General features: G+C 55.2%; 25 protein-coding genes and 1 tRNA gene. 20 read left to right on the forward strand and 6 right to left on the reverse strand.

Annotated features, from left to right (window positions below):
- Positions 1 to 19: 19 nt before the first annotated feature.
- From AC6T8Q_RS00610 to dacB, 4 genes are all read left to right on the forward strand, one after another.
- Complete coding sequence (locus AC6T8Q_RS00610; protein WP_500677247.1) at positions 20 to 946, forward strand: ABC transporter ATP-binding protein; 927 nt, start codon at positions 20 to 22, stop codon at positions 944 to 946.
- Positions 947 to 1,056: 110 nt separating this feature from the next.
- Positions 1,057 to 1,129, forward strand: a tRNA-Glu gene (locus AC6T8Q_RS00615).
- 337 nt (positions 1,130 to 1,466) lie between these two features.
- Positions 1,467 to 1,865, forward strand: a complete 399-nt coding sequence (locus tag AC6T8Q_RS00620; protein WP_500677248.1) for a hypothetical protein — start codon at positions 1,467 to 1,469, stop codon at positions 1,863 to 1,865.
- Between the two features lie 269 nt (positions 1,866 to 2,134).
- A complete protein-coding gene (dacB, locus tag AC6T8Q_RS00625) occupies positions 2,135 to 3,547 on the forward strand; it encodes a D-alanyl-D-alanine carboxypeptidase/D-alanyl-D-alanine endopeptidase (RefSeq protein ID WP_500677249.1) in 1,413 nt (470 codons plus the stop codon).
- Positions 3,548 to 3,693: 146 nt separating this feature from the next.
- On the opposite strand, the gene AC6T8Q_RS00630 is transcribed toward dacB, so the two are convergent.
- Complete coding sequence (locus tag AC6T8Q_RS00630; RefSeq protein WP_500677250.1) at positions 3,694 to 4,173, reverse strand: hypothetical protein; 480 nt, start codon at positions 4,171 to 4,173, stop codon at positions 3,694 to 3,696.
- A 435-nt stretch (positions 4,174 to 4,608) separates the two neighbouring features.
- Here AC6T8Q_RS00630 and AC6T8Q_RS00635 point away from each other — a divergent pair, with 435 nt between their 5' ends.
- The 14 genes from AC6T8Q_RS00635 to AC6T8Q_RS00700 all read left to right on the forward strand — a co-directional run bounded on the left by AC6T8Q_RS00635 (position 4,609) and on the right by AC6T8Q_RS00700 (position 19,275).
- Positions 4,609 to 5,004, forward strand: a complete 396-nt coding sequence (locus tag AC6T8Q_RS00635) for an NADH-quinone oxidoreductase subunit A (protein ID WP_496921961.1) — start codon at positions 4,609 to 4,611, stop codon at positions 5,002 to 5,004.
- A complete protein-coding gene (locus AC6T8Q_RS00640) occupies positions 4,995 to 5,585 on the forward strand; it encodes an NADH-quinone oxidoreductase subunit B (RefSeq protein WP_496921962.1) in 591 nt (196 codons plus the stop codon). Before AC6T8Q_RS00635 ends, AC6T8Q_RS00640 begins: the two co-directional genes overlap by 10 nt.
- 42 nt (positions 5,586 to 5,627) lie before the next feature.
- Positions 5,628 to 6,128, forward strand: coding sequence for an NADH-quinone oxidoreductase subunit C (locus tag AC6T8Q_RS00645; RefSeq protein WP_500677251.1), 501 nt, complete (start codon positions 5,628 to 5,630; stop codon positions 6,126 to 6,128).
- A 44-nt stretch (positions 6,129 to 6,172) separates the two neighbouring features.
- Positions 6,173 to 7,396 (forward strand): NADH dehydrogenase (quinone) subunit D, encoded by a 1,224-nt coding sequence (nuoD, locus tag AC6T8Q_RS00650; protein ID WP_500677252.1) that lies wholly within the window; start codon positions 6,173 to 6,175, stop codon positions 7,394 to 7,396.
- The gene (locus AC6T8Q_RS00655; RefSeq protein WP_500677253.1) at positions 7,393 to 7,896 is read left to right on the forward strand and encodes an NADH-quinone oxidoreductase subunit NuoE family protein; all 504 of its coding nucleotides are present in this window, start codon (positions 7,393 to 7,395) and stop codon (positions 7,894 to 7,896) included. Before nuoD ends, AC6T8Q_RS00655 begins: the two co-directional genes overlap by 4 nt.
- Positions 7,889 to 9,223 carry an NADH-quinone oxidoreductase subunit NuoF gene (gene nuoF / locus AC6T8Q_RS00660; RefSeq protein WP_500677254.1) on the forward strand — a complete coding sequence of 445 codons (1,335 nt, stop codon included), beginning with the start codon at positions 7,889 to 7,891 and terminating at the stop codon, positions 9,221 to 9,223. Before AC6T8Q_RS00655 ends, nuoF begins: the two co-directional genes overlap by 8 nt.
- Positions 9,224 to 9,231: 8 nt before the next feature.
- Entirely contained in the window at positions 9,232 to 10,926 is a 1,695-nt protein-coding gene (locus AC6T8Q_RS00665; RefSeq protein WP_500677255.1) for an NADH-quinone oxidoreductase subunit G, read from the forward strand.
- Positions 10,923 to 12,086 (forward strand): NADH-quinone oxidoreductase subunit NuoH, encoded by a 1,164-nt coding sequence (gene nuoH, locus AC6T8Q_RS00670; RefSeq protein ID WP_496921968.1) that lies wholly within the window; start codon positions 10,923 to 10,925, stop codon positions 12,084 to 12,086. The genes AC6T8Q_RS00665 and nuoH overlap by 4 nt, the downstream gene beginning before the upstream one ends.
- A 13-nt stretch (positions 12,087 to 12,099) precedes the next feature.
- Entirely contained in the window at positions 12,100 to 12,702 is a 603-nt protein-coding gene (locus tag AC6T8Q_RS00675) for a NuoI/complex I 23 kDa subunit family protein (RefSeq protein ID WP_500677256.1), read from the forward strand.
- A 57-nt stretch (positions 12,703 to 12,759) separates the two neighbouring features.
- Positions 12,760 to 13,482, forward strand: a complete 723-nt coding sequence (locus tag AC6T8Q_RS00680; protein ID WP_500677356.1) for an NADH-quinone oxidoreductase subunit J family protein — start codon at positions 12,760 to 12,762, stop codon at positions 13,480 to 13,482.
- The gene (gene nuoK / locus AC6T8Q_RS00685) at positions 13,479 to 13,943 is read left to right on the forward strand and encodes an NADH-quinone oxidoreductase subunit NuoK (protein WP_500677257.1); all 465 of its coding nucleotides are present in this window, start codon (positions 13,479 to 13,481) and stop codon (positions 13,941 to 13,943) included. Before AC6T8Q_RS00680 ends, nuoK begins: the two co-directional genes overlap by 4 nt.
- Positions 13,936 to 15,897, forward strand: a complete 1,962-nt coding sequence (gene nuoL / locus AC6T8Q_RS00690; protein WP_500677258.1) for an NADH-quinone oxidoreductase subunit L — start codon at positions 13,936 to 13,938, stop codon at positions 15,895 to 15,897. The genes nuoK and nuoL overlap by 8 nt, the downstream gene beginning before the upstream one ends.
- A 178-nt stretch (positions 15,898 to 16,075) precedes the next feature.
- Entirely contained in the window at positions 16,076 to 17,755 is a 1,680-nt protein-coding gene (locus AC6T8Q_RS00695) for a complex I subunit 4 family protein (RefSeq protein WP_500677259.1), read from the forward strand.
- On the forward strand, positions 17,752 to 19,275 hold the full coding sequence (locus AC6T8Q_RS00700; protein WP_500677260.1) for an NADH-quinone oxidoreductase subunit N: 1,524 nt from the start codon (positions 17,752 to 17,754) through the stop codon (positions 19,273 to 19,275). The genes AC6T8Q_RS00695 and AC6T8Q_RS00700 overlap by 4 nt, the downstream gene beginning before the upstream one ends.
- On the opposite strand, the gene AC6T8Q_RS00705 is transcribed toward AC6T8Q_RS00700, so the two are convergent.
- The 5 genes from AC6T8Q_RS00705 to AC6T8Q_RS00725 are packed head-to-tail and all read right to left on the reverse strand — an operon-like array spanning position 19,272 to position 22,728.
- Positions 19,272 to 19,640: a DUF5615 family PIN-like protein gene (locus AC6T8Q_RS00705; protein WP_500677261.1), complete on the reverse strand. Its 369-nt coding sequence runs from the start codon at positions 19,638 to 19,640 to the stop codon at positions 19,272 to 19,274. The genes AC6T8Q_RS00700 and AC6T8Q_RS00705 overlap by 4 nt on opposite strands.
- The gene (locus AC6T8Q_RS00710; protein ID WP_500677262.1) at positions 19,637 to 19,870 is read right to left on the reverse strand and encodes a DUF433 domain-containing protein; all 234 of its coding nucleotides are present in this window, start codon (positions 19,868 to 19,870) and stop codon (positions 19,637 to 19,639) included. Before AC6T8Q_RS00710 ends, AC6T8Q_RS00705 begins: the two co-directional genes overlap by 4 nt.
- Before the next feature lie 60 nt (positions 19,871 to 19,930).
- Positions 19,931 to 20,749: an ExeA family protein gene (locus AC6T8Q_RS00715; RefSeq protein ID WP_500677263.1), complete on the reverse strand. Its 819-nt coding sequence runs from the start codon at positions 20,747 to 20,749 to the stop codon at positions 19,931 to 19,933.
- A gap of 12 nt (positions 20,750 to 20,761) precedes the next feature.
- Positions 20,762 to 21,796 carry a tyrosine-protein kinase family protein gene (locus AC6T8Q_RS00720; protein WP_500677264.1) on the reverse strand — a complete coding sequence of 345 codons (1,035 nt, stop codon included), beginning with the start codon at positions 21,794 to 21,796 and terminating at the stop codon, positions 20,762 to 20,764.
- A gap of 17 nt (positions 21,797 to 21,813) precedes the next feature.
- Positions 21,814 to 22,728, reverse strand: coding sequence for a hypothetical protein (locus tag AC6T8Q_RS00725; protein ID WP_500677265.1), 915 nt, complete (start codon positions 22,726 to 22,728; stop codon positions 21,814 to 21,816).
- A gap of 207 nt (positions 22,729 to 22,935) precedes the next feature.
- Here AC6T8Q_RS00725 and AC6T8Q_RS00730 point away from each other — a divergent pair, with 207 nt between their 5' ends.
- On the forward strand, positions 22,936 to 23,967 hold the full coding sequence (locus AC6T8Q_RS00730) for a galactitol-1-phosphate 5-dehydrogenase (protein ID WP_500677266.1): 1,032 nt from the start codon (positions 22,936 to 22,938) through the stop codon (positions 23,965 to 23,967).
- Positions 23,964 to 24,764, forward strand: coding sequence for an SDR family NAD(P)-dependent oxidoreductase (locus AC6T8Q_RS00735; RefSeq protein ID WP_500677267.1), 801 nt, complete (start codon positions 23,964 to 23,966; stop codon positions 24,762 to 24,764). Before AC6T8Q_RS00730 ends, AC6T8Q_RS00735 begins: the two co-directional genes overlap by 4 nt.

The raw sequence follows: 24,764 nt of genomic DNA on the forward strand, positions 1-24,764 counted from the left end.
TTGTTCAGGATCAAAAGCCGTGATTGAAGTACATGACCTCACGAAGAAATATGGCGATCTGTTCGCCATCAACAAGATCGAGTTGAAGCTCGACCGGGGCGACGTGTTTGGCTTCATCGGCCCCAACGGCGCGGGCAAGACCACGACCATGCGGATTCTGGCCACGCTGTTGAATCCCACCTGGGGCGAGGCTTACGTCGGTGGATACTCGATCTACACAAAGCCCAAGGAAATCCGCCGCATCATTGGCTACATGCCCGACTTCTTCGGCGTGTACGACAACATGCAGGTGATCGAATATTTGGAATTCTTCGCTGCCGCTTATCGGATCAAAGGCCCCGAGCGCCGCAAGATTTGCAACGACGTGCTTGACCTTGTTGATCTGGGTTATAAGCGCAATGAGTTAGTGACCAGTCTGTCGCGCGGTATGACGCAGCGATTGGGACTGGCTCGAGTGTTGCTGCACGATCCGCAAGTCTTGTTGCTCGACGAACCCGCGAGCGGTTTGGATCCCCGGGCCCGTATAGAAATTCGTGGTTTGCTCAAAGAGCTGCGCAGCATGGGTAAGACCATCATGGTCTCCAGCCACATCCTGCCAGAACTCGCCGACATCTGTAACAAGATCGGCATTATCGAACGTGGTGAGCTGATCGTGAACGCCGATGTCGACGACGTGATGAAGCAAGTCCGTCAGCAGACCGTGCTTAAGATCGATGTCGCCACCAATCGCGAGGCTGCGGCCAAGGTTCTTGAAGAGCATCCGATGGTCGAATCGGTGGAAGTCGATAAAAATGACATGCGTGTGACCCTTGTTTCCGGCGACCACGACGTGAGCCAACTCGCCCGATTGTTGCTCGACAATGGCCATTCCCTCACGAAACTGACCGAAGAGGAAATCAACTTGGAAACGGCGTTCATGACGCTCACCAAGGGGATCACTTCTTAAGCCAATGTGGCGTTAGCCGGAGATTTCCGCCCCTTGTCCGGGGGCCGAAAATCTCGATACTTAAGTGTTCGAATTGTTTCTTGGCCCATCGGCATTCGATCATTCGTTTCGCCCCGTTCGTCTAGTGGCCCAGGACGCCGCCCTCTCACGGCGGTAACACGGGTTCGACTCCCGTACGGGGTACTTGCACCAGTCGTGCGGCGCCGCAAGGCGCCGCACGTGTTTGCACTTCTGCACGGATCTTCCGGATTTTTTTCAGGTGATGTTTCTGCCTTTTCGGATCATCGTCGTCCTATTTCTTTTCGGAGAAGCCTTTGTAGGGAGCCCCCGCTAGCTCGGCGATCAGCAGGCGGCTGGCTAAAACGGTTAAAGTCGAGGTCGACGAAGGACGGATCGAGTCGTATTATGGCACGCAATGTTTGTCCTTCGAGGACAGCGAGTTAAACGCTGGCACTGAAAATCAACGATTATCTTGGGATCGAGAGTTTCAAAATTTCAACCATGAATAGGAGTAGCTGAGATGCCAAAGAAGTCGACCAAAAAGAAGTTACAACGTAAGAAGGACACAAGTTTTGGTTCGGTATACTTCGATCACTCGAATTTGCCTGCCGCGGCCACTATGAGTACGGGCTTTGTGATTAACCTGAGCCTGGACGAGGGACTCAAACTTCAACTCTCCTTGCAGCAAGCTTTGGGAGAATTGAATCGTTTGGATCGTCGCTTACCTGCATCACGGCAGAAGGGAGTCGCATTGACCATGTATCCCGAGCAGAATCGCATGATGATCAACATGGGATCGCTCAAAGAGTCGGCATTGCCTAATGCACAATTTCAAGTCAACAAAGCGAAGGTTGTTAAGAAGAGCACAAAAGTGAAAAAAAAGGCGAAGCGTAAGGAACGTGATACGGAACTCGACTAACACCTTTTCGGAAAGTGAACTGAGAGTTAACACGACGACCTTGAACTTCTCGGCCGACGGTTGACTAAGAGTTGGAATTCTATGGGCAGATCGCAAGACCTGCATTGTATTTTTTGGCCACCTTGTTTTGTGTTATGATGATTTGCTGAGGATTCTTGACCTCGCTCGGCCTACGTAGAGGGTACTTTTCAGCTCGGTATTCAATGTTCGCATTGAGCCGGGCTTTTTTTATGTCAATCTGGCTTTGCTGTCGGAGCGTTAGGACTCACATGATTCGTGTTCTTTTCAAAGCGGCTAACTTATTGGGAGTATGCCTTTTAACAACTGTGCTCCATGCCGATCCGGGCGATCAAACATCTCTGCGTGCACAGCTCGATAATGTTCTCGATGATCATTCCACGTCGCGGCGTACGACGGTCACGCTCAAGGTGGTCGACATCGAGAGTGGTGAAGTTCTTTTTGATCGCGGTGGTGATCGGCTGCTAACCCCGGCGTCGAATCTCAAGATTTACACATCAGCTTGCGCGATCGATTTGTTTGGTCCTGAGCACCAATTTGAGACCACAATCAAAGCCCAAGGGGAATTGAAGGACGGAGTGCTCCATGGGGACCTTGTGATAATAGGTGGTGGCGATGCGATGCTCTCCAGCAAAGACTTAGGCAAACTTGCCGATCGCGTGGTTAAGGAATGGGGTCTTAAAGCAATCCACGGCAAAGTGGTTGTGGATAACTCGCGATATTCGCAGCCCGTGAAGGGTCCTGGTTGGATGTGGGATGACGATCCCGACTACTACAACATGTCGGTCACGCCGTTGATGGTCGATTTCAATGTCCTGGACTTGCGTGTCGCTCCTGGAAAGGACGGAACGATTAAAGCGAATCTTGTCTTGCCGTCGAGCTATCCCCAACTTGAAATTGTGCCGGCTAATTCCTTGGCAAAGGGAGTTCTCGCCACGCGGAGGCCCTTTACCCACCCCATTGTGGTTGCCGACCGCGGAAGATTGGAAAAGGCCGAAAAGGTGCGTATTACCATGCTTGATCCGGGCGCTTGGGTAGCCGGTGTGTTCGGCGAGATGCTTAGCAAGCGTGGCGTGGAGTTTTCAGACGAGATTGCGGTGACTTCGCCCTCAAGCAATGAGGCCCACACAATCGTTCATAAAGGACAATCGTTGGCAAAGACGCTCAAGCATTTCAACGAAGTCAGCGAAAATGCCGTGGGAGAAGTGTTGCTGCACGAGATCGCAATCGCCAACGGAGTTAAGAAGCCCAACTGGCCGGATGGAGCCAAGTTGATCACGGATTGGCTCATCGAGAAAGCGGGACTGGAAAAAGATTCCTTCCGCTTGGTCGATGGCTCGGGTTTGTCGCGCTACAACCTTATCTCGGCGGATTCCTCGGTGAAGCTGTTGCGATTCATGCACTCCCATCCGCACGGCAAAGTATTCTTCGCGGCACTTCCAACGTACGAAGTCGAAATCAATGGCAAGAAGAAGCCGGTCGTATCCGCCAAGTCGGGTGGCATGGGGTCAGTTTCCACGATTTCTGGTTACGTGAAGACAACGAAAGGCCAATTGTTGGCTTTCTCGCTACTTGCCAACGGCTACATTGGCTCAGCGGAGCCAGTGTTTGGGTTGCGGCAAGACGTTTGGGAAGTCTTGGCACATTATGATGGTGGCAAATAGTAGTTCCGCTTGATGCCGTTGAAACGTAATAAGCTTTCATTATCAGCGTTAGTTGGCGTTCATTCGTGGTTAAAAAATCGCCCCGGGTGTGCTGAAAGTGGGACTTTTCAGATCACCCGGGGCTAAATGTGATTACGTAAGCAAAATTATTTTTGGGCCATTTGCTTTTGCATCGAGATCGCCTTGTCGGCGTTGGCGTGGATCTTGGCTACTACGGCTGGATCGCTGGATGTGAGCATGTGGATCGAGCCGTTGGGGATTTGGATTTCTTTTTCGTTGGCACCAGCTTCGACGAGTTTGCCCATGTCGGCGCACATGTCGCAGAGTTGGACTTCCTTACCGGATTTCTGATCGGCTTTGACCTTCTCGATTTCAGCGTGCATCTTTTCATTGAGGTCCACAAAATTGTCGCGTTGCTCCTTGGGTGCGGTCGTGACGCAGAGCATGCCGTTGTCGATTTTGTGAGTTTCCCAAGTCATGCTCTTCATGAGTTCAGGATTGTCGGTGAGGTGCTTACAGACGGCACACTTTTTCATGCCTTCCATCATGGCTTGTTCAGTATCATTGGCGGCGACCGCCGAACTTGCGGATGCAACGATGAGGGCGAGGGCAAGCAGAGATTTCATGTTTGGCTCCTTAAGAAAGGGGACTGTGGGATTTGCCTGGACGCACTTTTGAGATGTCTCCAGCGGCGAAGAGTTACGGTAAATCTGCAATTTCGATACCGGGATTAGGAAAAAAACACGAACGGGACGAATCAACACGAATGAATTACTTGATTGACATGAAAGCTACACCTAGTGAGTTAAGAATCTGCATGGAGTTGGCGGTTGGTCGGTCAGGATGGGCGCAGGACATGCCGATCATGCCCCGGGTGTGCTGAAGCGGGACTTTCAGATCACCCGGGGCTAAATTGGCTTCGAGGATGCTTTTTCCGGGTTTTGATTTCTGGGCTAGCGTTTTGGGCGACTTTGTGAATAATTTCACAATTAGCAGTGCCGGCTGCGGTGTGCCGGTGCGCCCTGACTCCCAGATTGGTGCGGCCCCACGCCGCGGCGACTATGGAACAACAGGTCCAGAATTTTTTCCCAATCTTCGTCTATCTGGCGGTGGTGGTTGGGTTTGCGCTCACAACGCTGATCCTCACTCACCTCCCATTTATCAAGCCGTGGAAGGATACCACCGTCAAATCGATGCCGTACGAATCGGGCATGGACCCGGTCGAAGACGCTCGGCAACACTTTGACGTGAAGTTCTACACGATTGCGATTTTGTTCCTCGTATTCGACGTAGAACTGTTGTTTCTCTATCCGTGGGCCGTGGCGGCATACGCCAAAACCGGCGGAATTCCCCTGGAAGCGCGAAATATTGTTTTCGGTTCGATGATTGCCTTCCTAGTCCTGGTAGCCATCGCTTATATTTACGAGTGGCGGCGAGGAGGGTTTCGATGGCGCTAGATCTGCCCGAAAACGTTGTCATTTCTCAGCTTAACGTGGTTTCGAACTGGGCTCGCTCGAACAGCTTGTGGCCCATGCCGTTTGCAACGGCTTGCTGTGGCATCGAATTGATGGCCACGGCATCGTCACGTTACGACCTCGCCCGGTTTGGTGCTGAGGTGATGCGGTTCAGCCCCCGACAGTGCGATCTGATGGTGGTCGCCGGCCGCGTGGTGATGAAAATGTTGCCCGTGCTCCAGCGGATTTGGCTGCAAATGCCCGAGCCGAAGTGGTGCATCTCGATGGGTGCCTGTGCCTGCTCCGGCGGTGTGTTCGATACTTACGCCGTCGTGCAGGGTGTCGACCGCTTTATTCCGGTCGATGTTTATGTCCCCGGCTGCCCGCCGCGCCCCGAGCAATTGATCCAAGGAATCATGGATCTGCAGGAAAAGATCAAAAAGGGTGGCACGATGTTGGGCACGGAGTTCGAAGCTCGGACCACGCCTGAAGGGCCCGCGAAGTACGATCCGGGCGAATTGCGTCGTGTGATGTTCCGCGAGCCTCCTGGCCCCGATGTGCGGCAGATGGCGGAGAAGAGATAAGACCCCTCAAGACCGCGGGCTACCGCCTGCGGCTAGCAAAACATGTTAGCTGAGACGTTGGAAAAATTGCGTGGCGCGTTTGGGCCGGGTTCGCTGCAAGTGAGCGAGTTCCGCAATAACACGCGCTTGCACGTGCCGGCTGCGAAAGTATTTGAGGTTCTCAAATACTTGAAAGAGCAACTGGGATTCGACATGCTCTCGGACCTTACAGCCGTTGATTATTTGTACTATCCCGACGCGACGGATCGGTTCGGCGTGGTGTACATCGTGATCAATACAACGACCGGCGCGCGACTCGTCGTGAAGACGATGCTCAACGAGCCGAATTTGAAACTGCCTTCGGTTTACTCCTTGTGGATGGGTGCCGACTGGATGGAACGTGAAGTTTACGACATGTACGGGATTCGCTTTGAGAACCATCCGAATTTGCTGCGTATTTTGATGCCGCAAGAGTTTGCCGCGTATCCGCTGCGGAAAGATTATCCGCTGCGTGGTCGTGGCGAGCGTCATAATTTCCCCGTGATTACGCGGGCAGAGAGTTAAGTTTTTTTGATTGCGAACCGGGCCGAGACGACCCGGCTATATAAATGCCACTCGCCGAATACGAACCGATAACCGCGAACGACCCGAATCAGCGTGAATATCACTGGACGCTGAACTTCGGTCCGCAACACCCTGCAACGCACACGACGTTGCGGTTGTTGTTGACGCTGGACGGTGAGAAAGTCGTGAAGGCCGTGCCGGATATCGGTTACCTGCACAGTGGCTTTGAAAAGTTGGGCGAAGATCTCGACTTCAATCAGTATGTCACGATCGTCGACCGGATGAATTATATCTCGCCGGTGGCCAACGAAATCGCCTGGCATCACGCGGTCGAAACGCTGCTTGGCATCGAACTCACGCCCCGAGGCAGATATGTCCGCACGATCATGGCCGAGTTGATGCGGATTCAAGATCATCTCTTGAACGTGGGGACCTGTGCCCTCGACTTGGGGGCATTCACCGCGTTTCTGTATTGCTTCACTCAGCGTGAAAAGATTTACGACATTTGCGAACTTGCTTCGGGGCAACGCTTCCATGCGAGCTATTCCCGGGTCGGCGGCTTCATGGCCGACGTGTCGCACGAATGGATTCAAAAGGTTCGCGACTTCACCAAAGGTTTTCAGCGGGCTTACAGCGACGTCTCGCGGCTGTTGAACAAGAATCGCATCTTCATCGAGCGGACCAAGGGTGTGGGGGTTCTGAGCAAAGAACTCGCGATCAGCACAAGTTGCACGGGTCCGATCGCCCGGGCGAGCGGCGTGGTCCGCGATCTGCGCAAGGACGAGCCGTATCTTGCATATCCTGATTTCGATTTCAAAGTGATCTGCGCCGAGGCGGGGGATTGTTATGCCCGCTACATGGTGCGGATGCTCGAAATGCAGGAAAGTATCAAGATCGTCGAGCAGGCACTGGAGAATCTTCCCACGGGTCCGATCAATGCCGAGATCGCGGGCAAGGTGACTTTGCCGGAGAAGATGGAAGTTTACGGCAGCATCGAAGGGTTGATTCACCACTTCGAAATCCAGATGCCCAATCGCGGCGTGCCGACGCCGATCGACGAAGTCTACGCGGCGACTGAATCGCCCAACGGTGAGCTGGGCTTTTACATTGTGAGCGATGGCGACAACCGTGCGTATCGCGCGCGGACGCGTCCACCGTCGTTCATTCACTTCGCCGTGTTTCCGTACATCATTCCGGGTCAAACCTTGAGCGACGTCGTTGCCGTGCTGGGAAGTCTCAACATCATTGCCGCGGAGTTGGATCGATGAGCAACCATTCCAACAACGTGATTTCAGAGAGCCTGCGGCAAAAGATCGACGGCTACATGCCGCGTTATCCGAGCAAGCAAGCCGTGACGTTGCCGGCGCTGCACATCATTCAAGATGAAATGCGTTGCGTGCCGCAGGGGGCGATTGAAGAAGTCGCCGACATGCTTGAACTGCATCCTTCGCAGGTGAACGACACGCTGAGTTTTTATGGCTTTTTCCGACACGAAACGACCCCGCTGGGCCAGCATCGGTTGTGGGTGTGTCGAAGCATTAGCTGCATGTTGCGGGGCGGTGAAGAATTGTTGGTGGAAATCAGCAAGAAGCTCGGTATCAAGCCGGGTGAAACAACCGCCGACGGCAAAGTGACGCTTGAGTTCGCCGAGTGTTTAGGCAAGTGCGAAGGGGCACCCTGTGTGTTGATGGACGACGAGTGCCACGGCAATCAAACACTCGAGTCGGTGATGGCACTCATTAACGAGACGGGAGGTTCCAATGGCTGATAGCGATTTGGCCCTCCTGAAACGAATCAACCAAGACGATAGTCAGGCCCTTTCGGGCTATTTGGCCGACGGTGGTTACGAGGGCTTTAAGAAAGCTCTCGCGATGTCGCCCGACGATGTGACGGAGTTCGTCAAGAAGTCGGGACTGCGAGGTCGTGGTGGTGCGGGCTTCCCTTGTGGTCTGAAATGGTCGTTCTTACCGAAGGATCATCCGGGGCCCATTTATATGTGCGTGAACGCCGACGAGAGCGAGCCCGGCACATTCAATAATCGTATTCTGATGGAGAACGATCCTCATCAATTGCTTGAAGGGATCATGATCGGCTGCCGTGCGACTCGCGCGACGACGGCTTATATCTATCTGCGTTACGAATATGGCCGTAGCTTCCGCACGCTCGAAAAGGCCATTGGTGAATGTTATGCCCAAGGCTTACTTGGCAAGAACATCAACGGCACGGATTTCTCGCTCGATATTTACGTGCATCGCGGTGCGGCGGCGTATATCTGCGGCGAAGAAACTGGTTTGATTGAAAGCCTCGAAGGCAAGCGGGCTTGGCCGCGGATTAAACCCCCCTTCCCTGCCGTCGAAGGTGCGTTTCGTAAGCCGACGGTAGTGAACAATGTCGAGACTCTCTGCTGCGTGACGCATATCTTGCAACGTGGCATTGAATGGTTTCAATCGATTGGCATCCCGCCCGATCCGAACAATCCGCGTGATGCTGGTAGCTACGGTCCCAAGCTGTATCAAGCCAGCGGTCATGTGAATAATCCCGGCTGCTGGGAATTGCCGCTGGGCGTGACCGCGCGGCAGTTGGTGGAAGACTACGCCGGCGGCGTGTGGAAAGGCCGTGGTCTCAAAGCGATGGTCCCCGGCGGCTTGAGCACTGGTTTTATGACCAACGCGGAACTCGACACACCGCTCGATTTTGCTGGGCCGGGCAAAGTTGGTTGCCTGGGCTTGGGTACGGCAGCGGCGGTGATCATCGACGATCACACGAGCATGGTTGACGTGCTGTACAACAGCTGTCGGTTCTACGCTCACGAATCCTGCGGACAATGCACGCCATGTCGCGAAGGAACTTCGTGGATGACGAAGATTTTGCACCGGATCCGCACGGGCCACGGCACGCTCCGCGATTTGGATTTGCTCAAGGAAGTTGCCGATTCGATGGGCATCATTCCAGGCACAACGATTTGCGGCTTGGCCGACGGGGCCGCGTGGCCGGTGAAGAACGCGATTCAAAAATATCGCGGCGAGTTTGAAGATTACATCCAAAACAAAAAGACAAGTGCGGACCCGATTCACGATCTGGTCGGAGCGCATTAAGAAGCACTATGGCAACAGTCAACGTTAACGGACAAGACGTAACGCTCGGCGACAACGAGCGTCTCAACGTCGTACAGGCGGCCCAAAAGGCGGGAGTTGAAATCCCGCACTACTGTTGGCATCCGTCGTTGTCGGTCGTGGCGAGTTGCCGGATGTGCTTGGTTGAAGTCGGCGAGAAGAAGCCCGATGGCACCGTGGCGATGATGCCCAAGCTTGTTCCCGGCTGCCAAACGCCCGCCAAAGATAACACGGTCGTTGTCACTAACAGCGAAAAAGTAAAGCAAGCCCAAGCGGCAACGCTCGAATATCTGTTGCTCAATCATCCGCTGGATTGCCCCACGTGCGATCAAGCGGGCGAATGCTTTCTGCAAGACTACAGCTATCGCTTTGGCCGTTCGCATACACGTCTGCAAGAACCGAAGACGATCAAGCAAGACAAGGACTACATCGGCGATCAGATTACGCTGTTCACCGATCGTTGCGTGATGTGCTCACGGTGCGTGCGGTTCACGCGCGAGATCAGTGGCACTTCGGAACTGCAAATCATCAATCGCGGCACTCATGCCGAGATCGATATTTTCCCAGACAATCCGTGCAACAACAAACTTGCCGGCAACGTGGTCGACCTGTGTCCCGTCGGTGCCTTGTGCAGCAAAGATTTTCTGTACAAGCAGCGGGTGTGGTGGCTTAAAACACGCGACTGTGTCTGCCCCGGTTGCAGCACCGGTTGCAGTATTTTCGTCGATGAGAATGAAGATCACGTCTACCGTTTGCGGCCCCGCGAGAATCATCTCGCGCAAGGCAACTTCATGTGCGACGAAGGCCGGTTTGGTTTCAAATACGTGCAAGCGGAAGAACGACTCACCGTGCCGGTGTTGAGGCAAGCTCCCAAGGAGACCAACGGCCACGCTGGTCCGCGGTGGATGGAAGCCTTAAACCATGTTCGCGAATCGTTCAAGCAAATCGCCAAGAAGAACGGCCAAGAGGTCGCAGCGGTCTTCTCGCCGTGGATGACATGCGAAGAAGCCTACTTGTTGGCATCGTGGCTGAAGAAGCTGTCGCCGAAGGTACGGTTGACGCTGGGGCCCATTCCGCTGGTGGGCGAAGACGATCGCTATCCTAAGAATTGGCGTGGCGAAGCGATGGAGCCAACTCGCTTTACGATTCGTGCCGAGAAGTGTCCGAATCGTTTGGGTGTGGCGGCGGTGCTGGCTCAATTTCAGCCCTCGACCGACGACTACTCGACGGTCCGCGATGCAGCGAACAACGGCCAACTTCAAGCCGCTTACATCGTGGGCGGCGGTCCTCCCGGATGGCTCAGCAGCGACGACGTCAAAGCATTCGCAAAAGTACCGCTTTTAGTTGTGCAAGATATATTGAGTTCGGAACTGACCGAGGCTGCTCAGGTCGTGCTGCCGGGCGCTGCCTTCACCGAGAAGGACGGCACCTACGTGAATCATGCGGGCCTTGCGCAAATGATCTTCCGTTCGACGCATCCCGTCGCGGAAGGTTACAGCGACGCACGGATATTCATGGAACTTGCCCAGCGTGAAGGCTTGTTCAATGCCAGAGTGTTGCGGCAGGAAATCGCCCAACACGTGAGTGCGTTGCGGCCGCTGTCCGTGGGTGATTTGGGACCGAATGGCGTGTTGCTCCCCGCCTTACAACCCATGCCCCAACAACCGATGGGGGCAAGCGTATGATCGAAACGATGCTTCCCTGGTTGATCAACATCGCCATTGTTATGGGAACGATCCTGACGGCCTGCGCGTTTTTGATTTACGTTGAACGCAAGCTGTCGGCCTACATGCAAGACCGCATGGGACCCAACCGCGTGGGACCGTTTGGCTTGTTGCAATCGCTCGCCGATGGGTTGAAGTTCATCCTGAAGGAAGATGTCATCCCCCGGCACAGCGACCGTTTCTTGTTCCTGCTCGCGCCGGTGCTGGCCGTGCTGACGACGATGCTGGCCTTTGCGGTCGTGCCGTTTGGACCCACGTCGGAGAATCCCGATGAATGGCAATTTGTGATCGCCCCGAATGTCGACATCGGCATCGTTTATATCTTTGCGGTGGGCAGCCTAGCGGTATACAGCATCGTGCTCGGTGGCTGGGCTTCGAATAACAAGTACAGCATGCTCGGCGCGCTGCGGGCCAGTGCCCAGGTGATTAGCTACGAGATCCCCTTGGGGACTTCGATTTTGGGCGTGGTGCTGCTCACGAGTTCGTTGAATTTAGAAGACATCATTCACTTCCAAGCGGATAACGGCTTCTGGTATTGGAACATCTTTACCCAGCCACTCGCGGCACTGATTTTCCTAACGGCGGCCTTGGCGGAGTCGAATCGTATGCCGTTCGACTTGCCCGAGTGTGAGCAGGAGCTCATCGGTGGTTATCACACGGAATATTCCGCGATGAAGTTCGCTATGTTCTTCCTGGGTGAATATACGCATGTGATTACGATCAGCTTTTTGTTCTCGGTCATGTTCCTGGGCGGTTGGCATTTCCCCTGGATTGCCGAACCAGGGGCTAATACCACGTTGGACTGGGCACTAAAGATCGGCGTGCTTGTGGCCAAGGTGGCGATGATTATCGTGCTCATCATGATGATTCGCTGGACGATTCCTCGCTTCCGCTTTGATCAATTAATGGGATTGGCGTGGAAGGCCCTCGTGCCGCTCACGTTTTTCAATCTCATGCTGGTCATGTTCACCAAACAATTTGATTGGCCGTTGTGGGTGGTGACTATCGGCTCGATTATTTTGTTCGTTGGTGCCGCGGGCTTGAATGGCATCCTAGCCCAACGACATTTGCGTTCGCTCAGTGTTAGTCCGTCATCATCCACTGCACTGGGTCCGGTGTAACGAGGTTCTCCCTATGCCTATCGATCAAAAAGACATTACGTGGGTCGAAGAACCGAGCATCGGTTTGTGGGAATCGATGTACCTGCCGGCAATCGCACAAGGCTTGGCGACCACGGTTCGGCACATCTTTCAAAAGCCTGTCACCCAGCAGTATCCCGAACAGAGACCGCAGTTGCCGCTCAACTATCGTGGCGTGCATCGCTTGAATCGTGATGAGCGAGGCCGCGTGAAGTGCGTGGCTTGTATGTTGTGTGCGACGGCCTGCCCGGCCCACTGCATTGACATCGTCGGCGACGAAGCGCCCTGGGAAGATCGCGACAAGTACCCGATCAAGTTTGAGATCGACGAGCTGCGCTGCATTTACTGTGGCATGTGCGAAGAAGCCTGCCCCGTGGATGCCATTGAGCTGACTTCCATTTTCGACCTGACCGGCTCGACTCGGCAGGAAATGATTTTCGACAAGGACAAACTGCTTTCGGTTTATGACAAAACCGTCAACGACGGCAAAGACCCCGCGCGGACCACCCGTGGTGTGCTGGGACCCGCGTCGGATAATTTGGTGCCGCCCGAACGTATGGCGTGGCCCATTGATCAACTTCCCGCGGCGGAACAATAAGAAAATGAAATCCGTAGGCTTCCGCCTACGGCTAAGACGAGGATCGTTGTGAATTTCATGTTACTTGCCCAGCAAACCGCTGCGATTAGTCCCTGGGAATTGGGAGTTCCAATTCTGCTGGGGATGGTTGGCTATATGTTGGCCGCGGTCGCGCCAGAGCGTCGGCGGAATATTCCGTCGCTGGTCTGCCTGTTGGGTGCGGTCGTGGCGGCTTGGTTTGCCTGGTGGCAACCCGGCGGCAACCTGGTTGAAGATGCATTGTTCACTTGTTTCGCGGGCATCGTTGTGATGGCCGGTTGCGGCATGCAAGTCGAAACGCGGCCCGTTTATGCGTCCCTGTGGTTTGCATTGGTGATTCTCGCCACGTGCGGATTGTTCCTCATGCAAGGGGCAGCATTCGTCAGCGCGGCGACGATTATCGTCTATGCGGGGGCGATTATCGTGACCTTCCTGTTCGTTATTATGCTCGCCCGGCAAGGTGGCAAATCGATCTACGACATACGGCTCATGCAGCCGATGCTTGCCATGGCCTCCGGCGGAATTCTACTCTCTGTTTTGGTTTATGCGATTCAGCAACCATTGCCTGAAAAGTCCGACGTTCCCGCGCCGAGCGTGAATTTGAGTGAACCCATGGAAGGCGACACCAGCACCTTGGCAACGCTGGGCCGTTCGTTGATGACCGATCATTTGTTTGCTGTGGAACTGGCGAGCGTCCTATTGCTAGTGGCGATCTTTGGCACGATGGTGATTGCGTTGCAATCCCGGGAGCAAGCCCGATGACGCCGCAACTTTACAATTCACTGCTGATCGGCGCCGTGCTGTTTGTGCTGGGAACCTTGGGATTCCTCACACGGCGTAATTTGATCGTGATGTTTCTCTCCGCGGAGTTGATGCTCCAGGCCGTCGCGCTCAATTTGATCGCCTTTGGCCGGGCCTACAACAATTATCACGGGCAATCGTTCACGATATTTGTGCTGACCGTTGCGGCCTGCGAAGCGGGTATCGCGCTCGTGCTGTTCCTGGCGTTGTATCAGCGATTCAATTCGCTCGACGTGAGCGTCTGGCACGAACTGGGTGAAACGGATGTGATCGATCTCGAGCCTGAACTGCTCGCCAATCAAAAATTGTCAGAGGCCGATGTCTTTCCCGTTTATCCCCCGTTGGCTCCCGCAGGTCACGAACCATCGCTGTCCTCCGATGGCGTGCCGTCCTCAAGAAAGGAAGTCGTGAAGCGTGGCTGAGTGGATGCTCTGGCTGATTCCTGGTGCTCCGTTGGTGGCGGCAATTTTGCTCGCGATCTTCGGCAAGTCCCTGCTGCGCGAGGTGAGTCCCCTCCCCTGCATTATTGGCATCGGGATTTCGGCGGTGCTGTCGCTGCTGTTGATGTTCACCGGCAACGTCGGCGAGGAACCGATGCGAGTTGTCGGTTACGAATGGCTCTCAATTGGCGATCTGACGGTCGACGTGGTGCTGCAAGCCGACGCACTCAGCTCGATGATGCTCGTGATGGTTTGCTGCGTAGCTTTTCTCGTGGCGATTTATGCCTCGGGATACATGCATGGCGATCCGGGGCAACCACGCTTCTTTGCCGAAGTGAGCTTGTTCGTGTTTTCGATGTCGATGCTCGTGCTGAGCGGCAATTTGATTCTGCTTTACATCTTCTGGGAAGCGGTCGGCTTGTGTAGCTACTTGCTCATCGGTTTTTGGTTCGAAAAACCTTCGGCCGCCGCGGCCGCGAAGAAAGCTTTCCTGGTGAACCGCATCGGCGACTTTGGCTTTGCCTTGGGCATCTTCCTGATGTGGATGTTGGTGGGCGAAGCGTTAAATTGGACTCCACCAGCGGGCCAGCAATTGCTCGACTATCCGACTGTGTTTCAGGCAGCTAAAAGCGTAGCGGCGCAACATCCGACTCTGCTCACCACGGCCTGCTTATTGTTGTTCTGCGGTGCTGTCGGCAAGTCGGCCCAATTCCCGCTGCATGTCTGGCTTCCCGACGCGATGGAAGGTCCCACGCCCGTGAGCGCGTTGATCCACGCCGCCACGATGGTCACGGCGGGCGTCTATATGGTTTGCCGATTAACACCCGTGTTTGCGTTCGCCCCCGACGCGCAAGCCGTTGTCGGTACGATTGGCGGCATCACGGCCCTGCTGGCCGCATTGATTGCCGTGACGCAAAACGACCTCAAGCGAATTTTGGCTTACTCGACCGTCAGCCAGTTGGGCCTGATGTTCATTGCCCTGGGTGCCGGTTGTGGGGGCGACGAAATTCTGCCCATCGCTGGCATCAGCGCGATGTTCCACTTGTTCACCCATGCATTCTTCAAGGCGCTGTTGTTCCTTGGTGCGGGAAGCGTGATGCACTCGATGGGGAACATCATCGACATTCGCCAATTCAGCGGCTTACGCAAAGTCATGCCGATCACGCATTGGACGTTCCTGATCGCATCGCTCGCCTTGGCGGGGATCTTTCCGTTCTCCGGCTTTTGGAGCAAGGACGAATTGATCGCCGTCATTGGGCATGCCGCCGAAGAAGGGCCGTATCCGCGCTTGTTCGGATGGCTGCAAATCACGGCGTTGGCGGCTTCGGCACTCACCGCGTTCTATATCTTCCGGGCGTATTTCCTCACGTTCTGGGGTCCGGAAAAGTTTCCCAAGGAAGCAGGCCACCATCCCCACGAGTCACCACCGGTAATGGCCTATCCGCTGATCATTTTGTCGATTGGCGCGGCTTTCATTGGCGTCGCCGTTGGGCCGACACATTACTTCTTCCACTTTTTATCGCATGCCCCCGGGTTGCACACCGAAGCACCTCATATGAATCCCATCGTGATGCTCATGGGCACGTTGGTGGGCGTGGGTGGTGCCGGTGCTGCGTGGTGGGTATACATGGCACGCCCAGGCATTGCCGCCGGTTGGGCAAAGCGATTCCCTGGCCTGTATAAGATGTCGCTCGGCAAGTTCTATATCGACGAAATTTACAACACGACCGCCGTCCAGCCGCTCGAAGGGATTGCCTCGGGTTCGGCCCAGTTCGACAAATCGGTGGTGGATAGTTTGGTCGATTGGACCGCGGGACGTCCGGCGCGCGTCGGTCGTTGGTTCCGCAAATGGCAGTCCGGATTAATCCAGTCGTATGCCGCGATGATGTTCGTTGGTCTGATGTTGCTGGCGGTCTATTTCGTGTGGGCTCAATAAAATACTGAACCACAAAGGGCACGAAGGACACAAAGATAAATTAGATCGCGTTTCAAAAATGCCAAACAAAACCCGACGTCAGCGCCTAGTTTTTGAAATTGTTACTGCTCCAAACTATTTATGAGATTTAACTTAGTGCCCTTCGTGGCTTAGTGGTTATCGTCATTCAGGAAAGTTGATGAATTCGTTACTCGTAGCAATGATTTTCCTTCCTGCGTTGGGGGCAATTCTTGTCGCCCTCGTGGGATCGAGTCGTCCCGACGCGGTGCGAAAGCTCACGTTGCTGATAACGCTCGGAACGCTGGCGCTTTCGGTGGTCGTGGCCGCGAAGTACGAAATCACTTCGCCCGAGGTTCTGGCCGACGAAATCATGTCGCCGCAGATGGTCACCCGTGCGACCTGGTTTGAATTTGAACGAGCCGATGCGGACCCCGTGAAGATAGAAGCCTATCTCGGGATCGATGGCATTTCGATCATGCTGGTGATGCTGACCGCCCTGCTGTGCGTCTCCGCCGTGCTGGTTTCCTGGACGGCGATCAACGTTCGCGTTGCCGAATTCTTTGCCTGGCTGTTGATTCTCGAAACCGGCATGCTCGGCGTGTTTTGCGCGTTCGATCTGATTATGTTCTATGTCTTTTTCGAGTTCACACTGATCCCGCTCTTTTTCATCATTGGGATTTGGGGCGGCACGCAGCGTGAATATGCCGCCGGAAAGTTTTTCATCTACACCCTCACCGGCAGCCTCATCAGCTTGCTCGGTTTGCTGGCCGTGGTGCTGACCGTCCATTCGGTGAATCCCGACGTGTTCACGTTTTCGATTCCCGAACTAGCCCAAGAAATTCACCGCCAACTTGCCACGGCTGATCCCGAACTTTTGGCGTTCTGGGAATCGGCTCAGTTTTGGATGTTCCTGGCGTTGTTTGCGGGCTTTGCCATCAAAGTGCCGTTGTTCCCCTTCCATACTTGGTTGCCGCTGGCTCACGTGGAAGCTCCCACGGCGGGTTCGGTGTTGCTGGCTGGCGTGTTGCTGAAATTAGGTTCCTACGGATTTCTGCGTTTGGCCATGCCGCTGTTGCCGCTGGGTGTAGCCGACATTGGTGTAACGCTCGTGGCAACATTGTCGGTGATCGGCATTTTGTACGGTGCCTTCTGTGCCCTCAGCCAACGCGACATGAAGAAGCTCGTGGCCTACAGCAGCGTGAGCCATTTAGGATTTTGCATGCTGGGGTTGTTTGCGTTGAATGCCGAAGGGATTGCCGGCGGCACACTGCAAATGATCAACCACGGCTTGTCGACGGGAGCTTTGTTCCTGTTGGTCGGCATGATTTACGAGCGATTACACACGCGGCAACTTGATGACATGGGAGGCTTGGCCTCGCGGTTGCCGGTGTTCTCTGTTTGCTTGGTCTTCGCCTGTCTTTCGAGCATGGGGCTGCCCGGCCTCAATGGCTTCGTGGGCGAAACATTATCATTGATCGGCATGTTCCGTGTGCACCCGGGCTATGCGGTTGTCGCTACGTCCGGCATTATCTTGGGCGCCTGGTACTTGTTGAATCTTTTGCGTTACGCGCTGTTCGGCACGCCAAGCAAGAAGCTTGCTGCTCATACCGATCTTGCCGATTTGAATAGCCGCGAAATCTTCTCGTTGGCCCCCATCATGGCGTTGTGCGTGTTGATTGGCGTGTTCCCTCAGCCGTTCATCGACGTGATGAAACCTGAGGTGGATGCCATTGCGGCGATTTATGCCGACAAGCTGCCCGATCCACTCGCAGTGGAACAAATGGATGTCAATGGTCAATTAGCCGCGGCGTTGCCGACCAATGCAGGCCCAACCAATGCAGGGGAGGATGCCCGGTGAACGATCTCGCTGATAATCTGTTGGGAATCGCGCGGCTGTTGCTGCCCGAGTTTATTTTGATCTTCGCGGCCGCGCTGATCGTGCTGTGGGCTTCGTTTTCCTCGGCAGTTTCGCCCGAGTCGAGGGCCAAGCACCGCACGAAGAGCGTGTGGCTTGGCGCGATCGCCTTGTTCGCGGCTGCCGCGACGTACTTTATTTGGCCTGCGGAGGTGACGCTTGATCCCGCGCGATCTTCGTTCCTGACCGACACGCTTTCTGAAACCTTGCGGCCCGCGGGGTTCATTGTCGGTTTGATCTTATTGATTTTTACCGCCGAGCAACTGCATCCGCGCTATGCGGCTGAGCAGATTGCTTGCCTGTTGTTAATCGTGGCTGGCACAAATTTGACCGCCACATCCAACGATCTTATTGCGATGTTTGTCTCGTTGGAGCTGGTAAGCATTCCGACTTATATCTTGCTGTACTTATCGCGAACCGACAGCGGCGGTCTCGAAGCGACGGCGAAGTATTTCCTGCTCAGCATTTTTTCGTCGGCGTTCGTGCTCTATGGCCTCAGCATCTTTTTGGGTTGTTCGGGCTCGACAAACTTTGTCTGGCTGAAGCAATCGCTGGCTGAGCCGACGGGAATGGTCAGCGTTGGGCTCTTGCAGGTTGCCGTGGCGATGGTCGTGGCGGGGCTTGGTTTCCGCATTACGGCCGTGCCGTTCCACTTTTATGCTCCCGACGTGTTTCAGGGAACATCCACACCGATGGCGAGCTTGCTCGCAGTGCTGCCCAAGATCGTCGGTTTTGCGGCGTTGCTGCGGTTGGTGTGGTCGATCTTGCTGACGCAAGATTTGAATCCCGCGTTTTCCGCTTTGACCGTTCCAGCCCCCGAGGCATTGGCGATTCTAGCCATCATCACGATGACCTTGGGCAACGTGCTCGCCTTGCTGCAAAACGACTTGCGGCGATTGCTCGCTTATTCCAGCGTTGCCCACGCGGGCTATATGCTGGTAGGCCTCGCAGTGCTGCCCGGCATGAGTGCGGAGTTCAACGGAGCACAGGCCGTGTTGTTTTACCTACTGATCTACTCAACGATGACGCTCGGAGTCTTCGGCACTTTGCTACTGTTGAAAAAGAATGGCAAGCCGGTGGAAACGGTCAACGATCTCGACGGCATCGGCTCGACCTCGCCGTTGCTGGCTTTGGTGCTCGCAATCTTTTTATTCAGCCTGACGGGCCTGCCCCCCACCGGTGGGTTTTGGGGCAAGTTCAACTTGTTCCTGGCCGCCTGGTCGACGGGTGACTCCACAATGCGGTTACTCGCGTTTGGATTGGCCATCAACGCAGCGATCGCCGGTTGGTATTACCTGCGGCTTGTGAGGCGAGCCTATTTGCATCCTCAAGCAGACCCCCCCACGCTTGAGGTGAACAAGTCGTTTGCCTTGACCGCCGCGGTGGGTCTATGTGCCATGCTGATCTTGGGGCTGTTCTTCTTCCCCCATCCGCTGTGGCAATTGTTGGCGCAAGCGAATTAACCACCAATCGGCAGTGTTCGTGCGCGAATACTCAAGGGTGTTACGGATATAACTGCTCCATCAAGCAGTTCAGTTTCGGTTTGGGCAACCACATCGCTCAAAAGCTTGGCCATTTCCTCGCTCTTCAAACCCTCGATGCGAATTCGGATAACTGAGGGACGCAATGCTTGAGTCATGGCAAGAATTTGATGAAAATCAGCGTCAAGCGTTACCACCACGGCTTGCATCTGTCTTGCTGTCTCAAGAATGACAGTGTCGGACGCTCGATCCAAACCGAGATCACCAACGTGTTCGGCAAGAATGCCGGCTGTTGCTAAATGAACAACCGTCAAACGACCGATTCCTTGATCCAAAAGGAGTTTCATGCCGTAGGTCGTAGCTCGGCAATTTTGTCGTCGAGATTAGCCGCTGCAAACTCTAAGGCCTGACGAATATCATCTTCTTCCAGTTCAGGATATTCAGCTAGGAGCTCATCACGGTCAGGATAGAGTGCCAATGCTTCCAGCACTCGCCGCACCGTCAACCGCATGCCGCGAATGCACGGTTGCCCGTTAAGAAGGTCGGATTGGGAAGTGATGCGATCAAATGTGGCCATGATGAATCTCGCAATTTGTATAGTGAAATTATACAACACTTTGCGATCAAAAGGTAATTCTCACGCCGCCGCTGATAATGTCACCAATTCGTCATCGACCGCGCGAAGTTGTGGGGCGTCGATCTGGGCGTCACCCGCGGCGAAGCCGACCATCAATGCCAGATCGCACAGGCGATTGATTCGCCGGGGAATCCCACCCGAGAGATGATGGGCCATTTCCAAGGCTTGCGAAGTGAACAGCGGTCGCGTGGCCCCCGCCATCACGAGCCGGTGTTCGATATAACCTGCGGTTTCTTCGGAGGAAAACGGCTTCAAATAGACCTTCATCTCGAGCCGTTCGTCGAGGTTGTTTGTTCGTTCCATCGCCAAAAGTGCGGAAACTTGGCCGATGAATAGCAGCGTGAACAGCGGCTCTCCGGCGAAGCGCAGGTTCATCAATAAGCGCAAAGGTTCCAAAAGCCCGGCATCTTCGAGCAGATGAGCTTCGTCAACGGCTAGCACCGCGTATTTTCCGCGCTGCCGGTTCTCGATCAGCAAGCTTTCCAAGGCGCGCAGACTTTCATCGGTTGATGTCTGCGAACCGAGCGTCGCTCCGAGTTCAAGTGCAATGGCGGTGAGCAATTCACGGGGTGACAACAAAGGAAAGATCACATGGGCTTGCTTGCCGAGGCTATCCCCCAGTTGGTTTTCAAGCGAATGCCACAACAGCGTTTTGCCGATTCCCGCGGGACCGACCAGCAGCGCGGCTGGGCGACGGCTTTCAACAGCGTAGCGCAGCTTATGCAGCGCGGCCTGATGAGCCGGACAAGGAAACAGAAATCGCGCGTCGGCGGCCGGCTCGAACGGCTTGGTTTCCAACTGCCAGTAATTCTCGTACATGTTGGTCGCCGCCTAGTTCGCCCGATTGCCGATGATGCCGAGGCAGAGCGTTCCGAGTACTTTATTGAGTTGCTCGACGGCGTGAACCGTCGCCACGTCTTTGTGGTTGCTAGGAGCCACAACAATCGCCCCATCGAGTCGACAATGTTCGACGATGTTGTGCGTTACGCTCAATTGCGTGTTGTCTTGCGGCGCGCCAAGGTCGAACAGCACCAGATCGTAGTGATATCGCAACATACCGGCGATCACCGAAGACTGAATGTTCGCCACTCGCTCGCTTTCCGCCAGGGCGGGACCACCGAGTGGGATCAGCGTCAATTTGTCGGCCAGCGACAACACGGCACACTCCGCAAGCGGGATTTGCCCGGTCAGGACGTCTTCCCACCCGGCATCAAATTCCAAACCAAGCGATGCCGCGAGATTGCCGCGCACGAAATTCGCGTCGACAAGTGCGACGTTCTGTCCCGACTGAGCGGCGATTCGTGCAAGGCACATCGTGACGGTGCTGACGCCAACGCCAGTCGCTGTTCCGGCGAGTCCCACGAGCGATTTGCCGTCTTGGGATCCGGCGAGTAAGTTCTCAACAACAGGAAGCAAGAGATTCTTAGAGGACCGGAGCAAATCGTCGGTCATGGCTGGCCAGCGGAATTCATCGACCTCGAACAGTGGTTTGAACGCTGCGGTGGGCGCGGGCTTCGGCGCGGCGAACGACGAAAGAGGTCGCCGCTCACTCACGCGCGAAGGCAAATTCAGCATTTCAGGTTCTTCAACACCTTGCGAAGAGAAATGATTATGCTGCTCGGTGGCGATCGCTGCATAAGAATCTTCAGCCGGCCTAGCGAATGATTGTGGCCGCAGGACGACCGTGGGCTCGGCATCTTCGTAGCGGAGCGTTCTAGGAGGGCTTTCCGCGCTTTGTGCAAACACTCGCAGCTGCGGTCCTGGGGCCGCTGCGCGCGGACCAGCCGCTTGCCGTAGCAACGGTGGTTGCACGACGGTCGGTTGGTCCATGTAGGCGTTGATAAAGGCTTGGTCGATGTTGCTCATGCGATGAATCTCAGGTCTTAGCGGTTAATGGGTTCGGTCGTCGCTGCGTCTGCTCGTTCCGCGACGGCGGGGAGCGATTGTAAATCGTCGGCCGGTTTGTGCAGGGCTTTGCTGTAATCGAGTGCGAGTGGAGTATTAGTCACTGGAAATAACAGTTGCCCCAGCAGAGCGGGTTCATCTGTTGGCTCGATCGTGGGTTGCAATGTCGCGGAGTTTGTCTCGGTGGACAATTCCATTGGAGACTCCTCACTCGATGTTGAGGGAGGTATGTATTCGAATTCTTCGGGCATGCTGCTTGAAGGCGTAGCAATACTCTCCGCTAGGGGCACCGTAGTCAGCGAATCCGTGGGTGAGAGTGGTGGCTCGCTGAGCTCAACACGGAATCCCTCGCCGGGGAGCGCAAACTCATTGAGTTCGGCGGTTCCTTGGCGATTTGTGAGCATCATCCAAAACAGCAACGCAGCCGAAGCAAACAAGGCCGCGGTGACAAACAATCCTGCCAAGGGTGCGATTCGCTCATGAGTCTGCGAGAAAAATGTTCCCCAGCCTGAGGATTGTTTGGCTGAGCGTGTGTGAGAATAACCGCGTGGCTTGTGATCCTTGCCGCGCGATACACGTTTCCGTGGCAAGTCTTCCTCGCGTCGTTCATCCATGGAATCCCATTCACGGTCGACGTGGGCACGATCGACGAAACGTTTTTGACGACGCTTGCGAGGGAGTGGCTCTTCGGTGGGCAAATCAGCTAGGTCGGCAAACGCGGGATGAGACGATTTCAAAGTTCGCGTGGACTGCGCAGGCGTTTCAGCGGCCTGGGTGCGCGGAGCGGCGGCGACTTCCGGTGCTGCACCCACGTGGGGCAATTCGGCGAGCATTTTCAACCGCGTGAATGCGGAATCGTCGGTTAGGAAATCGGTTCGTCGGGGAATAGCCACAGGAACGCCCTCATGCGACGGAAAAGTTTTGCCAGCGCGTGCTAGCACGACGGGTGGTCGCACACCACTGCCTTGTCCTAGTATCGGTGCGGAGACTAACGACCTTGAGGGTCGCATCAATCGCGAAAAGATTGGCACGTGCTAGCAGCTTGAAACGGCTCTTTCTATACTGGCCAGCGACTCCCCCAGCGGAATAAGAATCTCGCCATGAAAGCACTGCTACTAACGCAACCGAGCCAGCTCACCTGCACAGAAGTCCCTGAACCGGAGTGCGCGGACGATGGCGTGCTGGTGCGCGTGGCTGCCTGCGGCATCTGTGGCAGCGACATCCATGGCTACGACGGTTCGACAGGGCGACGAATTCCGCCGCTGATCATGGGACACGAAGCCGCCGGGGTGATCGAAACTGTTGGTCGGAATGTCACCAAGTTTCTCGTGGGGGATCGTGTGACGTTCGATTCCACAATTTCTTGCGGCGCTTGTTCGTTTTGTACACGCGGTGCGGTGAATCTTTGTGAGAACCGCCAGGTGCTGGGCGTCTCGTGTGCAGAATATCGTCGGCATGGGGCCTTTGCCGAGCTGGTGGCCTTGCCGGAACGAATCCTTTATCGCTTGCCCGAGGGACTTTCCTTTGAGCACGCGGCTTTAGTGGAGGCCGTTTCGATTGCCGTGCATGCCGTGCGACGATCAGAATTGGTAAGGGGAGAAACGGCTGTAGTGGTCGGTACGGGAATGATCGGCCTCTTGGTTGTGCAAGTTCTCAAAAACTACGGCGCTTCAAAAGTTGTTGCCGTCGATCAGAGCGAAAGCAAATTGAAACTCGCGCGAGAATTGGGAGCCGATCAAACGGTTCTCGTGACTGGTGACGAAACATTGATGCAACTCTTGGAGGTTCAAAATGGCCAGGGGTTTGACCATGCGTTTGAAGTCGTCGGGATCACGTCGACCGTGCAATTGGCCGTGAATGCGGTTCAGCGTGGCGGGACTGTTACTCTGGTAGGCAATCTTTCTCCTGAAATTGCCTTGCCATTGCAGGCCGTGGTTACGCGCGAGCTTACGCTCCGCGGCACATGTGCTTCGAGTGGAGAGTATCCCGAGTGCTTGGAGTTGATTGCATCGGGAGCCGTGCAAGTGGATCCGTTGATCTCAGCCGTGGTTCCGCTGGCCGAGGGGCCAAGTTGGTTTGCTCGATTGCATGCCGGCGAGCCAGGTCTAATGAAAGTGATTCTTAAACCATGAGTGATAAGCCGTCCCAAAACATGTTTGATCTCACGGGCAAGGTGGCCATTGTTACCGGGGCGAGTCGTGGCTTGGGGCAATATTTTGGCCGTGCTTTGGCAGGAGCCGGGGCGGATGTCGTCGTTACGAGTCGTCATCTCAGTTCGCTTGAGTCTTTTCAAAACGAACTTGCCGCTACGGGGCGCAAGGTTGTACCGCTTGAACTCGACGTCACAGATTACGACAGCATCCAACGGATGGTTGCCGCGGCACACGCCGAGCTCGGGAAGATCGACATTTTGGTCAACAACGCCGGCTGCAACATTCGCAAACCCGCCCTGGATGTGACCTGGGAGGATTGGAACACAATCCTCAACACGAACCTCCGTGGACCATTCTTCGTGGCGCAAGCCGTGGCGCGGCATATGATTTCGCGTGAGTATGGAAGAATAATCAACATCGGTTCGGTCACGTCGGTGAATGGCTATGCTGGACTCGGGCCTTATGGTGCGAGCCGCGGTGGCATCAAACAGCTTACGATGAGTCTCGCCGACGATTGGGGGCCGCATGGCATTACGGTCAATTGCCTGGCGCCGGGGTGGTTCAAGACGGCACAGAACCAAGTGCTCTATGAAAATCAAGAATGGGTTGATTACTTGGTCGATCGCATACCCCTCAAACGCCCGGGCCAGGTGCATGATTTAGACGGCGCGCTTTTATTCCTGGCCTCGGACGCGAGTTGCTACGTCACGGGGCAGACGTTGCTCGTCGATGGAGGAATATCCACCGGCGCGGTGAGAGCTTTGCCGCGGAAGTGA

Origin of the sequence: Bythopirellula sp. (genome assembly GCF_041737835.1) — a bacterium.
Lineage (GTDB): Bacteria > Planctomycetota > Planctomycetia > Pirellulales > Lacipirellulaceae > Bythopirellula.

Bases quoted from the DNA above. Each gene is read 5' to 3' on its own strand.
- AC6T8Q_RS00620 (WP_500677248.1), top strand. From the start codon at position 1,467: ATGCCAAAGAAGTCGACCAAAAAGAAGTTACAACGTAAGAAGGACACA.
- dacB (WP_500677249.1), top strand. From the start codon at position 2,135: ATGATTCGTGTTCTTTTCAAAGCGGCTAACTTATTGGGAGTATGCCTT.
- AC6T8Q_RS00630 (WP_500677250.1), bottom strand. From the start codon at position 4,173: ATGAAATCTCTGCTTGCCCTCGCCCTCATCGTTGCATCCGCAAGTTCG.
- AC6T8Q_RS00635 (WP_496921961.1), top strand. From the start codon at position 4,609: ATGGAACAACAGGTCCAGAATTTTTTCCCAATCTTCGTCTATCTGGCG.
- AC6T8Q_RS00640 (WP_496921962.1), top strand. From the start codon at position 4,995: ATGGCGCTAGATCTGCCCGAAAACGTTGTCATTTCTCAGCTTAACGTG.
- AC6T8Q_RS00645 (WP_500677251.1), top strand. From the start codon at position 5,628: ATGTTAGCTGAGACGTTGGAAAAATTGCGTGGCGCGTTTGGGCCGGGT.
- nuoD (WP_500677252.1), top strand. From the start codon at position 6,173: ATGCCACTCGCCGAATACGAACCGATAACCGCGAACGACCCGAATCAG.
- AC6T8Q_RS00655 (WP_500677253.1), top strand. From the start codon at position 7,393: ATGAGCAACCATTCCAACAACGTGATTTCAGAGAGCCTGCGGCAAAAG.
- nuoF (WP_500677254.1), top strand. From the start codon at position 7,889: ATGGCTGATAGCGATTTGGCCCTCCTGAAACGAATCAACCAAGACGAT.
- AC6T8Q_RS00665 (WP_500677255.1), top strand. From the start codon at position 9,232: ATGGCAACAGTCAACGTTAACGGACAAGACGTAACGCTCGGCGACAAC.
- nuoH (WP_496921968.1), top strand. From the start codon at position 10,923: ATGATCGAAACGATGCTTCCCTGGTTGATCAACATCGCCATTGTTATG.
- AC6T8Q_RS00675 (WP_500677256.1), top strand. From the start codon at position 12,100: ATGCCTATCGATCAAAAAGACATTACGTGGGTCGAAGAACCGAGCATC.
- AC6T8Q_RS00680 (WP_500677356.1), top strand. From the start codon at position 12,760: ATGTTACTTGCCCAGCAAACCGCTGCGATTAGTCCCTGGGAATTGGGA.
- nuoK (WP_500677257.1), top strand. From the start codon at position 13,479: ATGACGCCGCAACTTTACAATTCACTGCTGATCGGCGCCGTGCTGTTT.
- AC6T8Q_RS00695 (WP_500677259.1), top strand. From the start codon at position 16,076: ATGAATTCGTTACTCGTAGCAATGATTTTCCTTCCTGCGTTGGGGGCA.
- AC6T8Q_RS00705 (WP_500677261.1), bottom strand. From the start codon at position 19,640: ATGAAACTCCTTTTGGATCAAGGAATCGGTCGTTTGACGGTTGTTCAT.
- AC6T8Q_RS00710 (WP_500677262.1), bottom strand. From the start codon at position 19,870: ATGGCCACATTTGATCGCATCACTTCCCAATCCGACCTTCTTAACGGG.
- AC6T8Q_RS00715 (WP_500677263.1), bottom strand. From the start codon at position 20,749: ATGTACGAGAATTACTGGCAGTTGGAAACCAAGCCGTTCGAGCCGGCC.
- AC6T8Q_RS00720 (WP_500677264.1), bottom strand. From the start codon at position 21,796: ATGAGCAACATCGACCAAGCCTTTATCAACGCCTACATGGACCAACCG.
- AC6T8Q_RS00730 (WP_500677266.1), top strand. From the start codon at position 22,936: ATGAAAGCACTGCTACTAACGCAACCGAGCCAGCTCACCTGCACAGAA.
- AC6T8Q_RS00735 (WP_500677267.1), top strand. From the start codon at position 23,964: ATGAGTGATAAGCCGTCCCAAAACATGTTTGATCTCACGGGCAAGGTG.